Source organism: Alteromonas sp. ABD4_190 (assembly GCF_056160105.1).
This window is the reverse complement of sequence record NZ_JBSWWN010000001.1, coordinates 1-12,420: the sequence shown is the minus strand read 5'-3', so window position 1 is coordinate 12,420 and position 12,420 is coordinate 1. Positions and strand designations below refer to the sequence as shown.

Sequence of the window (12,420 nt, the reverse complement as noted above, 5' to 3'; positions counted from 1 at the left end):
TTACGAGAGACTTTGAGGATTCAACAATGAACAAGCAATTTCTGAAAAACATTTTTACTTCTAACAACAGTATTTCTAGTTTGGTTTTACGTGTGCCTGTGGGCATTATTCTTACCGCACACGGCGCACAAAAGCTTTTTGCGTGGTTTGGTGGTTATGGATTAGAAGGCACAGGCCAGTGGATGGAAAGCATTGGTTTAGCGCCAGGCTTTTTAATGGCATTGCTGGCCGGCAGCGCTGAGTTTTTTGGCGGGCTAGCGCTTATTATAGGTTTTCTAACACGCCCAGCCGCTTTAGTAAGTGCATTCACAATGGTGATTGCGATTTTTAGTGTACATGCAGCAAACGGTTTATTTATGACTAACAACGGTTACGAGTTTGCACTAACGCTACTTGCTGCAACAGGTGCCCTAGCTATTCAAGGCGGCGGTAAATTTTCAATCGACTCTCTTATTAGTCACAAGCTTGATAAATAGCGGTTGTGAGATTTCTACGACTAACGAAACCGGCCCAAATGCGCCGGTTTCAATGGCTATAGAGCCCTTATATCAATCCGCATAGATAATTGCCCACTCAGAAGACGCTGGCAAGTTTCCTAACGAAGCGTGGGAATGCAGGAATGGTATTCTCTACATCTAACAAGGTATGGTTTTATGCAACAGCGAACGCAAACTCGCCCGTCTGTGCGAATTAACACCGCTTATATCTCTCATGGTGGAGGGCCGCTTCCACTTCTTGAAATGCAGTCAGTAGGAGAGGCGAGAACGCCTGCCTATCACATTGAAATGATTGAAGCGCTCAAAGCATTATCAACAGATTTACCCAAACCTGATGCAGTCATAGTGATTAGTGCCCATTGGGAAGACACTGAAGTCTGTATAACTACTCACCCAGAACCTTCTTTGATTTATGACTATTATGGCTTCCCTAAAGAGGCGTATTCCCTTGAATATCCGGCCAAAGGTGAAGTAGCACTTGCAACTTTATTACTAAAGCGTTTAGCAGGACAAGGCATCGCTGTACGGGAGGATAGGGCACGTGGTTTCGATCATGGAATGTTCATTCCCCTAAGTATTATGTATCCCAGTGCTGATGTACCCTGTATTCAACTATCCATTACGTCTGATTTGGATTCAAAAAAGCATGTGCTATTGGGGGAAGCAATTAGGAAAGCTGTTGAACTCGGGGTAGAGCCTGTAAATAGTGAAGCAAAGAACGAAGTGAATATTTTAGTTTTGGGCTCGGGTTCTTCTTTTCACAATATGCAGGGCTTTTTTGATAGTTCCGATGAGGCAATACGAAAAGCAACGCGCTTTAATAACTGGCTTCAGACAACTATGCAGACCAGTGCCTACAGCGAGAATGAACGCAAAGCTCGTCTTGTTGATTGGTACAGCGCGCCGGATGCGCGATACGCCCATCCTAGAGAAGAGCACCTTCTTCCACTCCATGTTTGTTATGGCGTTAATAACAGAGCAGCTGATAAAGCGATGTCTTTAAAGCTATTAACTAAACCTGCAAGCATGTTTGTGTGGAGTGATTGACCAGTGCTTAACATTGCCGCGTCAGTGCAACACCTGATTGGATAACGGTTGCGTTAAACGAGAGCAATTAAATTTTGAACAGTTTGATTAGCAATTGGTCGTTTGAGTAAAAATGTTAAAATTAGTGCTTTACAGTCCCACATAAATCATTAAGATACGCAGCACTTCAGGAGAGTTGGCAGAGCCCGGTTTAATGCACCTGACTTGAAATCAGACGTGGGGTCAAACCCACCGGGGGTTCGAATCCCTCACTCTCCGCCAAATACGAAAAACCCGCACATTGTTGCGGGTTTTTTTATGGGATAAATTTACTCGCTTTAATATACGGCTATAGCCAAGTATTTAATCTGCACATAATCACATCGATCAAATTCAAACGTGCATAGTCATTTTTGGCATCATCATCTGTCGATGTGAATCGAGACCTAGTGCGAATTCTTAAGCAAGAACATCAATGGCTTTAAAAAACTGTGTTGCATTTTCTACGCTCATTTATATTAGGTTAACGCTGGAAGCGTTTTAAAATAATGAGAACAAGAGCATTCTATACAAAGATGGTTATTATTCTTGCAAAAAGATGAATATTTCACCAGTTGATTGATTTAATTGAAATTAGTGCTTTACAGCGTGCCGTAAATCATTAAGATGAGCGTCACTTCAGGAGAGTTGGCAGAGCCCGGTTTAATGCACCTGACTTGAAATCAGACGTGGGGTCAAACCCACCGGGGGTTCGAATCCCTCACTCTCCGCCATATACAAGAAACCCGCACATTGTTGCGGGTTTTTTTATGGGTGAAATATTTTCTGATCTCATCCTGTCTGTATCTTGTAATTACAAAACATTTCATAAAAACCAAGTTATGTCGCGCTTTATTCACAAAAGCTTGATATATATAAAAAGGTTTACAATCAACTGAAATCTTTACGGCATATAAAAGCGGTGTACGTGTACGTATATCGCTGGTCCTACGCAGTTGATAGTAATAACAAGAATTCAAGAGGACATTATGCAGGCAATGCCCACACTTAATCTTCGGGAAGGCACGGTTGAACAAAAAAGACGGGAAATAAAGGCGTATTTCCTCGACTCATTCAACACATATGAATCACTTTTCTCTTGCCTAGCGAATGACGAGGTCTTTTACGAACGACCTGAGAAACTGCGTCACCCGTTAATTTTTTATTTCGGCCATACCGCCACGTTTTTTATCAATAAGCTCGTGCTCTCAAAGGCTATTAACGAGCGAATTAACCCTAAATTTGAATCGCTTTTTGCTATTGGTGTCGATGAAATGAGTTGGGATGATCTTAACGATGAAAATTACGATTGGCCGAAGGTGGAAGAGGTGCGTCAATATCGCAATCAAGTGCGCACCTTGGTATGTGACCTTATAGATACCATGACTTTCACCATGCCTATCGACTGGGACAGCCCAATGTGGCCTGTAGTGATGGGAATAGAACACGAACGCATTCATTTAGAAACCTCATCTGTTCTAATCAGACAGCTACCCATTGCATCGGTACGCCCCAGCCCAGAATGGCCTGCATGTAGCACTATGCAAACTAATGCTGAAGCGTTAGAGGCTAATGTTTTAATCACCGTTCCGGCACAGAAAGTTATAAATGACAAAGCGTGGGACAGTGCTTATTACGGCTGGGACAATGAATATGGTTCTCAGCAAGAATCCGTTAGCGAGTTTAGTGCGTCTAAATTTCTTGTAAGTAATGGTGAGTATTTATCGTTTGTGCAAGACGGCGGCTATAACAACGCAAAATACTGGGAGGCTGAAGGCAATAAGTGGCGTGAATATACGAAGGCTCAGTATCCTGTATTTTGGATTAAAAAGGGTGATGATTATTTATATCGCAGCATGCTTGAAGAGCATCCACTACCTTTAGATTGGCCTGTGGATGTGAATTATCATGAAGCGAAAGCGTTTTGTAACTACTTGAGTGAAAAAAGCGGTGAGCTTATCCGTCTGCCGACTGAAAATGAATGGCAAGCGTTACGACAGCAGGCTGGTGTAACACAAACCGTATACAGCGAAGGATTCAACATAGCGCTGCAAAAGTATGCGTCGAGTGAACCTGTTAATGTTAATAAGTCCGGCGAATTTTATGATGTTGTTGGCAACGTATGGCAATGGACAGAAACACCCATCTATCCGTTTGAGGGCTTTAACGTTCACCCTTTATATGACGACTTTACAACACCAACATTCGACAATAAGCATAACCTCATTAAAGGCGGTAGTTGGGTATCTACAGGTAACGAAGCAATGAAAGATAGTCGTTACGCTTTTAGGCGCCACTTCTTTCAGCACGCGGGGTTTAGGTATGTTCAAGGAAAGCGAGTTATAGCAGTGAACGATTTTGATTATGAAAGTGATACACAGGTTTCGCAATACAGTGAATTCCATTACGGCGACGAGTATTACGGCGTTCCTAATTTTGCTAAAGCCAGTGCGCAGTTTTGTATTGACGCTATGAAAGGGCGTCAACACGCTAAAGCGTTAGACTTGGGGTGTGCTGTTGGTCGGTCTACCTTTGAACTTGCAAAATACTTCGATCATGTCGATGGCATCGATTTTTCTGCACGCTTTATAAAAACAGCGTTTGAGATGCAAGAACGTGGTGAAATACGCTATAACCTTATAGAAGAAGGTGAACTTACGTCGTTTAAGGCGCGCAAGCTTTCTGCGCTCGGTTTAGATGACAGTGTAGACAACGTTGCTTTCGCACAAGGTGATGCGTGTAATTTGAAGCCGCAATTCACAGGCTACGACTTGATCTTCTTAGGCAACCTTATTGATAGAGTGTATAGTCCAAGAAAGGTATTAACGGACATGGCTACGCGGCTAAATAAAGGTGGATTGCTCGTTGTCGCCAGCCCCTTTACATGGTTGGAAGAGTATACCGAAAGAAGTGAATGGTTGGGCGGCTACAAAGATGAAAATGGTGAAACGCTTAGCTCTACTCAGGCGCTTGAAGATGCATTAGGTCATAGCTTTAAACGAATTGCTGAACCTAAAGACATTCCATTTGTCATCCGAGAAACAAAGCGGAAATACCAACATACGCTTTCTGAATTTAACGTGTTTGAAAAGATAGAATAATGCGGTGTCTGTTGAAGCGCTGTGTCTTTTAAAGCGTGTGTGCAGTATAAAGTGAGCGCGGTACGCGTGTAACGTGCTTATAAGTATAATAGATTTCAGAAGGCCTTTAGCCAATAGTAAATGCGTAAGGCTATATAGATAGGATAATGTGAAGGTGAGCAACGCGCTAAGCCATCTCCCCGTGTTCAACGCTATGCAAAGCGAGTTTATGCCTTACAAGGATGTATGGCAGGCACCTTCTCACCTGAAACTCGATCAAACTCGTCTTAAATATTCAGCGATATTTCGCCGCTTTCAGGGCGCGTCTTCATCTCAAGCGAACGTTGTCGCGTCTCAGCAAGACCCTATTCCAATGTGGATAGCGGATATGGACATCCCGCCTTGTGATGAAATTCTCAGCGCGATTACACAAAACCTTCGCTCTACTTATGGATATCAGTCCCTTGATATCGGTGACGCGATAGCAAAACGTTTTGAGCGTACCACGCAAAAAAGTAGTCGCTTTAACGTAGAAAGTGGCGATGTTGTGGATGTTGCGAGCGTAATAGGAGCAATAGACGTTGCGCTTCACACTTTTTGCCAACCTGGTCAAAAAGTCATGGTTTTAACACCAACCTATTCCCCTTTAACAGAGGCTATTAATAATAACGGCTTAACGCCAGTATCCATTCCAGTCATTCAAAACGCGCGTCAAATTCAGACTAGGCTTTCTGAAGTTTCCGCGACAAAGGGTAGCGACAAGAGTCGTCAGGAAGACGTCGAAGGTTCTTACTCAACTATAGATACTTCAGCCTTCGATAGTGCTGCGGCTGCATTCGTGATTTGCCATCCTAATAACCCTACAGGTACAGTGTTAAGTGCAGAAGAGCAGCGTGTTATTATGAGCTTCTGCGCCAAGAACGATATTTTAATGATCACTGATGAGGTACACAGCGAGTTTGCATTTAACTCGTCAAATGAACCAACGCTAATCCCCATGTTTGGTGCAGAGATAAGCAATAAGAGCGAGAGGCGCCAAGAAAGTCAAAACGGTGGTAACATCCATACTCATCAACTGCCACGCATTATCCACATCAATAGCGTATCTAAGGCGTTTAACCTAGCGAGTATTCCAGGTGCATCGTATGCGGTCATTAAGGATAAAACGATCAGAGAGACGTTTGCCCAAGCTATTAATAGCAGGCACCTTAACGCAAGTAACTTAGGAAAAGTTGCGTTGATTGCCGCCTATGAGAAGGGAAGTACTTGGTTAGACAGCGTAAAAAGTGCGTTGAGCTTCAACCGAAAGCTTGTTGTGCGCTTCTTTGAGCACTATGGTTTATCTGTTAATTATACAATGGGCAGCGCTGGTTATTTCTTGTGGCTAGACCTTTCAACATTCCCTTCGCATTTTACACAGCCGAATAGTATCGCTTCTGTGGATGAAGCTCCTTTAGGTGACGCTTCTCGTCAACCTCTCAAATATTCACCCGTTACCACTGTGGAAGGATGTATTGAGCGCGGCGTGATAGGTAACGACGGCGCGACCTTTGGTTCTCCACACCATATTAGGCTAAATTTAGCCTGTCACCCTGCGGTTGTAGAAACCGCGCTGCAAAGACTGTGCTTTATTTCTTAGCTTAAGCCGCATCGGTTGAGCGATAGTTACTTTAATTCTAAATATTAGAATAATAAACTCAAATATATGACATTTTATTTCTATTAAAGAGGATTAAAATGACCTTATTAAATAATTAGCCCTTAACACATGTTCTATCGCCCAGCGTTACTCCTGTTGGGTAGAAGAGTCAGTGGCGGCTTACGGTTATAAGGAATGCAAGATGATGTATTTGAGAAAAGCGAATGAAAGAGGAAAAGTGAACTTTGGCTGGCTAAAAAGCCAACATAGCTTTTCGTTTGGACACTATTATGACGCAAAACATATGGGGTTTTCAGCGCTAAGGGTTATCAATGACGATGTTGTTCAGGCCGGTAGAGGTTTTGAAACCCATGGTCACAGAGATATGGAGATAATTTCATATGTTGTGAGCGGTGCTTTAAAGCACAAAGATAATACCGGTAATGAGTACGTAGTGCCTGCGGGTGACGTGCAAGTAATGAGTGCAGGTAAGGGTATCATGCATTCGGAGTTTAACCCTTCTACTGAAGAGCCTGTTAACTTTCTGCAAATTTGGATTGTGCCCAATGAAAAAGGCGGTACGCCCAGCTATGCGCAAAAAACCTTTGGCACACAGGCGGGTGGAAATAACCATGATTCAAAGCTTGAATTATTAGTAAGTGATAACGGTAGGGAAGGGTCATTACGCATTAAGCAAAATGCGGCAATCAGCCGTTTAACTTTGAAAGCTGGCGAAACATGGGAGCATGGCACTGAAGACCAAAAGGGTTACCTTCATATGATTAGCGGTAATGTACAGGCTATGGTAGACAGTGAAACGAATGCAGTTGAAATAGGGGCAGGTGATGCTTTGGGTATTTACGAGCAAGACATCATTCGCCTGAAAGCCTCAGAGGAAAGTGTGGCCTTGTGGTTTGAATTACCTAAATAGCTGCCTAAAAGTAATCTAGATCAATAATTTAGTTTCAAATTGTGTATCTCTACTTCACGAATTCTTATCTCGTGGTATGATGACTCGGATAAGGTTAAAGGCTGGTAATACTTCTCATTAATGAGCATTACCAGTCTTTATTCCAGTTGTATGTAAAACCGAAGTCAGTGAGATACTAGAGTGATAAAAATAATCCTAGCAGATGACCATGATTTGGTCAGAACAGGGATACGCCGGATTCTGGAAGACGTAGACGATTTTACTATCCTCGCAGAAGCGAAGAACGGTGAAGATGCGGTACTATTGTGCCGAAAAAACGCGCCAGATGTGGTACTCATGGACGTGAATATGCCCGGTATTGGTGGACTGGAAGCGACAAAAAAAATTGTTCGTATGTCTGAAAATACGCGTGTTATTTGTGTTTCAATGCACAAGGAAAGTCCTATTCCAATGCAAGTTATGGACGCAGGCGCATACGGTTTTCTGTCAAAAGATGCTGAGCCAGACGAAGTAATACGCGCTATCCATAAAGTTGCAGCAGGACAAAAGTATGTTGATCAAGAAGTGGCCAATAGCATAGCCATCGGTAAGTTATTGCCTAGTTCGGATAATCCGTTTGACGAGCTATCGAGTAGAGAACTTACAATAGCAATGCGATTAACCGAAGGTCACAAAGTGCCGGATATAGCCCGAGAACTCAGTATTAACTCAAAAACGGTTAATACTTACCGTTACAGAATGTTTCAAAAGTTAGGTGTAAATTCTGATGTAGAGCTAACGCACTTGGCCTATCGTCATAAGCTTATCAATCCTAACACCTTTTAAGCGTCACTAGACGCGCAACGTCAAAGTGATTATGTCTGCATTTGATTCAGCAGCATTTCTTAAGAATCTAACCTCTCAACCTGGTGTGTACCGCATGTACAATAATCAGGAAGAGGTTATTTACGTAGGAAAAGCCAAAAACCTCAAAAAGCGTGTATCAAGCTACTTTCGTAGTAACCTTGATAACGCCAAAACCCGTTCGTTAGTCAGCCAGATTGCGAATATGGATGTCACGGTTGTAAACAGCGAAACCGAAGCGTTCTTGCTTGAGAACAACTTCATCAAGAAATACAAACCGCGTTACAACGTAGTAATGCGTGACGACAAATCTTACCCTTTTATCTTTTTATCAGATCACGAGCATCCTCGGCTTTCTTTCCATCGCGGCCCTCAAAAGAAAAAGGGCGAATATTTCGGGCCATACCCTAGTGCATGGTCGGTTCGAGAAAGCTTACGCTCTATGCAGCGTATTTTTCCTGTACGTCAATGCGAAGACAGCTATTACCGTGCGCGCAGCAGACCTTGCCTTCAGTATCAGATGCAGCGCTGCAGTGCGCCTTGCGTTGAAGGCTATGTGAGCGATGAAGAATATAAAGAGCAGGTCAATTTTGCTCGCTTATTTTTAAAAGGTAAAAACCAGCCAGTCATTGGCGGGCTGGTGGACAAAATGGAAAAAGCCAGCGAAGCATTAAACTTTGAGGCCGCCGCGCGCTATCGCGATCAGATAAACGCCTTAAGGAAAGTACAAGAGCGACAATGGGTTGCGGGTACCCAGGACGAAATGGATGTGTTTGGGTTCGCGTTCAAAGGCAACATGGCCTGTATTCAAGTTATGTTTATTCGCGAAGGGCAGTTGCTAGGCAGCAAAGCATATTTCCCTAAAGTGCCTAATACGGCAGACGAGCAAGAAGTTTTCGAATCCTTCTTTCTGCAATTTTATTTAGCGGGCAACAAAGTCATTCCTAAACAAATTGTGTTAAGTAACACACTCAGCGACGAAGATGCTATTGCAGATGTACTCGCCAGTGAAGCAGGGCATAAGGTGCATTTCTTTAAGGGGGCGAGGGAAGAGAAGCGCAAGTATCTACAGCTGGCCCAATCAAATGCACAAACCGCATTAGATGCCCAATATAGCCAACAAAAGTCTGTGTTTGCACGCTATCTAGACCTAGAAGCGGCACTGGAAGTTGATACGCCTATTCAGCGCATGGAATGCTTTGATATTTCTCACACCTCTGGTCAACAAACAGTAGCGTCCTGCGTGGTATTTAATCGAGAAGGGCCACATAAAAGTGACTACCGTCGCTACAATATCGAAGGCATTACGCCTGGAGATGACTATGCGGCTATGGCGCAAGCATTAAAGCGTCGCTATAAGTCTGTTAAAGAAGTACAGAAAATTCCGGATCTTCTATTAATTGATGGTGGTAAAGGTCAGCTTGCCCAAGCTGAGGCGTTTTTTGAAGACTGGCCGCATGATAAAAAGCCTATGCTTTTAGGTGTAGCAAAGGGCACTACCCGTAAGCCGGGTTTAGAAACTTTGATTCTGGCGGGTAGTCATCAAGTGCTTCCCATGGATAGCCATTCGCCTGGACTTCATCTTATTCAGCATATTCGCGATGAATCACACCGATTTGCTATCACTGGGCACCGCAACCGTCGTCAGAAAGTAAAAACGACCTCGAGCCTTGAAAGCATTCCTGGTATTGGCGCTAAGCGCAGACAAACGTTGCTGAAGTTTATGGGAGGCTTACAAGGTCTTAAAAAGGCCAGTAAAGATGAAATAGCAAGTGTACCAGGCATTAGCCCAGAACTGGCGGATACTATTTACGATCACCTTCATCAATAAATGACTGAGTAACAAGCAATGCATTGCAAATTAAGGTAATGTGTTGTGGAAATGAAAGAAGCTTAGCTAAAAGCTACTGCGCTAAAACGCCCATAGAGGCATAACACCGAGACGTACTTTTTATGTGGACTGTTCCAAACTGTATTACTTTATTTAGAGTAATCCTAATACCTGTTTTTGTGGTTGTTTATTTTCTTGATTGGCGCTGGGCGCACGAAGCAGGGGCCTTTATCTTTTGGCTGGCGGCCATCACAGACTGGTTTGACGGGTATTTAGCAAGAAAACTTCAGCAATCTACGCCCTTTGGTGCCTTCTTAGACCCGGTGGCAGATAAACTTATCGTAGGTGCCGCGCTTCTTATGATCACACATAGTTATGCAAACCTTTGGATCACTTTGCCATCTATTGCTCTTTTAGTGCGTGAAATTTATGTATCGGCACTACGAGAATGGATGGGTTCGAATGGCGTAAGAGACGCTGTTAAAGTGTCTTTTATAGGTAAAGCTAAAACAACTGCACAAATGTTAGCCTTAATTGGGTTACTTTCAGGGTTAGAAACTTTTATGGGCGTAACAATTTATTGGGTTTCTTTAGGTTATATCCTTTTATATTTCTCTGCAGTGCTGTCAATTTGGTCAATGTTTGTTTATACAAAAGCGGCGTGGCCACACCTTCGAAGTGGCGCAGTAAAGTAGAATTGATCGCGGTTTAATCAAAGTGAATAAAAAAATAGCAAACGATCATAAAAAACCGCATTTATCTCAATTTAAACGCTTTTTTGTGTTGACAGTTTTGAATGGGTAGGTAGAATGCACCCCACATTTCGAGAGGACATCAACCAAACGAAATGGTCGATTAAGACATGCGGGAATAGCTCAGTTGGTAGAGCACGACCTTGCCAAGGTCGGGGTCGCGAGTTCGAATCTCGTTTCCCGCTCCAATCTCTTAGAGATAAGTTTTAATCACGCGCCAGACGCATCTGGCGGAATGGCAGAATGGCTATGCAGCGGATTGCAAATCCGTCTATCTCGGTTCGACTCCGGGTTCCGCCTCCAAACGCTGCAACGCAGCATCAGGTTCTACGCCTGACACCTTTGCTGAAAAGCAACCCGATGCCCGGGTGGTGAAATTGGTAGACACAAGGGATTTAAAATCCCTCGCTGGTAACAGCGTGCCGGTTCAAGTCCGGCCCCGGGCACCATTTACTTCCACATTTTTATTCAATACAAAACTTGGCTCTACCCCATAAACGGGGGATCAGCATTCACCTTACACGATTGATAACACCATCCCATCCGCAATGGGTCATCACTCTTATTCGATAATTTTCAAAGTTTCTAAAACCATACGCTCTTCTCGATATCATTTCCATTTTGTTGTGGAAGCCTTCAGTGATCCCGTTGTTTCGTGTAAAGCGCCACATGGCGATGATAGGTTGCAACCACGAAGTTAAGGTTTTGGCCAGTGTACGAAGTGGACTGTGATGTAACTGTTCAAGCAAGTCTAAGAACCTCGGTAATGTCTGCTCCATTCGTTTTTCATTCATAGTCTTTAACAGCATATACCTGATGAGCTTCTGTTTGACCTCATACAGTGTTTTTAACACCGGATAGTCAGCTAAGTAGCGTTGTAGGTTGTTGTTATTCTCCTCGCTTAAATGCCATTGATGTCGTCGCATCAAACTAAGTAAACCCCGATTCTTACGTCCTTCAGGGTGGTGTTGCTGCCACGCTTTTAAGAAGTGATGGTTTATCAAGCGCACCACATGAAAACGGTCAGCGACTATCGTAGCATTAGGGAAATAGCGTTTGGCAATACCACGATAGGTTTCCGATAAGTCCATCGCGATGAGCTTAACGTTCTCTTTATTGGGAAGGTGGCGTAAGTACGAGCGTAAACTTAATTCAGAACGTCCCAGTTTTACATCAAACACACTACGATGTCGTAAATCTACAAACGTCGTCGCATAACCCTTCTTACGGGTAAAAAAGTGTTCATCTATCCCCAGCATCTCTGGGCAGGGGCGACTGATAATCTCTTTATATTTTTGGCTGATGTGTGATTGGTACCAACGCTCTACCGTAGTGGGACTAATGCGATGTGTGCGTGAGATACCACGCTGCGTAACACCACCGTGGTGCGCTTCAAAGACTTCTAAGCGAAAGCACTCCGACGCCCGATAGCGTGGCCGGATCCCAACAAAAGGGTGCCTGAAATAACGACCACAGCATCGACAGTGATACTTAGGTACCTTTAAATGTAGTGTTAGCACCTGATTACCTTGGCGCGTGTGCTTCACAGTACGCTTATGTGTGGCTTTTATGCGTAAATGTCGACTCTCACAATGTTTGCATAGCGGCTTTTTAGTGGGCTTTGCCCACACTTCAATAAAATCATGTCGATGAACACGTTCTATTTCTAACTCACTTATGCCTAAAATAGTACCTGCGTGGGACATCTGTACTCTCCATTAAATGATTCTTCGCAAAATCAGTTTAATGAATGCGGATGTCCCCCGTTAATGATGAAGAGCC

9 protein-coding genes and 5 tRNA genes are annotated in these 12,420 nt (G+C 43.5%); 13 read left to right on the top strand and 1 reads right to left on the bottom strand.

Going from position 1 to position 12,420, the window contains the following annotated elements; all coding sequences use genetic code 11:
- Positions 1 to 26 precede the first annotated feature (26 nt).
- The 13 genes from ACXAFM_RS00070 to ACXAFM_RS00010 all read left to right on the top strand — a co-directional run bounded on the left by ACXAFM_RS00070 (position 27) and on the right by ACXAFM_RS00010 (position 11,087).
- Positions 27 to 476, top strand: a complete 450-nt coding sequence (locus tag ACXAFM_RS00070; protein WP_474825769.1) for a DoxX family protein — start codon at positions 27 to 29, stop codon at positions 474 to 476.
- Between the two features lie 177 nt (positions 477 to 653).
- Positions 654 to 1,544 carry a DODA-type extradiol aromatic ring-opening family dioxygenase gene (locus ACXAFM_RS00065; protein WP_474832567.1) on the top strand — a complete coding sequence of 297 codons (891 nt, stop codon included), beginning with the start codon at positions 654 to 656 and terminating at the stop codon, positions 1,542 to 1,544.
- 169 nt (positions 1,545 to 1,713) lie between these two features.
- A tRNA-Ser gene (locus tag ACXAFM_RS00060) sits at positions 1,714 to 1,805 on the top strand.
- Between the two features lie 399 nt (positions 1,806 to 2,204).
- Positions 2,205 to 2,296, top strand: a tRNA-Ser gene (locus tag ACXAFM_RS00055).
- Positions 2,297 to 2,551: 255 nt separating this feature from the next.
- Positions 2,552 to 4,663, top strand: coding sequence for a 5-histidylcysteine sulfoxide synthase (ovoA, locus tag ACXAFM_RS00050; protein ID WP_474832565.1), 2,112 nt, complete (start codon positions 2,552 to 2,554; stop codon positions 4,661 to 4,663).
- A gap of 154 nt (positions 4,664 to 4,817) precedes the next feature.
- Positions 4,818 to 6,281, top strand: a complete 1,464-nt coding sequence (locus ACXAFM_RS00045; RefSeq protein WP_474832562.1) for an aminotransferase class I/II-fold pyridoxal phosphate-dependent enzyme — start codon at positions 4,818 to 4,820, stop codon at positions 6,279 to 6,281.
- Positions 6,282 to 6,483: 202 nt separating this feature from the next.
- Positions 6,484 to 7,212, top strand: a complete 729-nt coding sequence (locus ACXAFM_RS00040; protein WP_474832558.1) for a pirin family protein — start codon at positions 6,484 to 6,486, stop codon at positions 7,210 to 7,212.
- A 180-nt stretch (positions 7,213 to 7,392) separates the two neighbouring features.
- A complete protein-coding gene (uvrY, locus tag ACXAFM_RS00035; RefSeq protein WP_474825759.1) occupies positions 7,393 to 8,037 on the top strand; it encodes a UvrY/SirA/GacA family response regulator transcription factor in 645 nt (214 codons plus the stop codon).
- 31 nt (positions 8,038 to 8,068) lie between these two features.
- The gene (gene uvrC, locus ACXAFM_RS00030) at positions 8,069 to 9,886 is read left to right on the top strand and encodes an excinuclease ABC subunit UvrC (RefSeq protein WP_474832555.1); all 1,818 of its coding nucleotides are present in this window, start codon (positions 8,069 to 8,071) and stop codon (positions 9,884 to 9,886) included.
- Between the two features lie 122 nt (positions 9,887 to 10,008).
- Positions 10,009 to 10,581: a CDP-diacylglycerol--glycerol-3-phosphate 3-phosphatidyltransferase gene (gene pgsA, locus ACXAFM_RS00025; protein ID WP_014979382.1), complete on the top strand. Its 573-nt coding sequence runs from the start codon at positions 10,009 to 10,011 to the stop codon at positions 10,579 to 10,581.
- A gap of 169 nt (positions 10,582 to 10,750) precedes the next feature.
- Positions 10,751 to 10,826 (top strand) — tRNA-Gly (locus tag ACXAFM_RS00020).
- 41 nt (positions 10,827 to 10,867) lie between these two features.
- A tRNA-Cys gene (locus ACXAFM_RS00015) sits at positions 10,868 to 10,941 on the top strand.
- Positions 10,942 to 11,000: 59 nt separating this feature from the next.
- Positions 11,001 to 11,087 (top strand) — tRNA-Leu (locus ACXAFM_RS00010).
- Positions 11,088 to 11,150: 63 nt separating this feature from the next.
- On the opposite strand, the gene ACXAFM_RS00005 is transcribed toward ACXAFM_RS00010, so the two are convergent.
- Positions 11,151 to 12,344 (bottom strand): ISL3 family transposase, encoded by a 1,194-nt coding sequence (locus tag ACXAFM_RS00005; RefSeq protein WP_474825753.1) that lies wholly within the window; start codon positions 12,342 to 12,344, stop codon positions 11,151 to 11,153.
- Between the last annotated feature and the right edge of the window lie 76 nt (positions 12,345 to 12,420).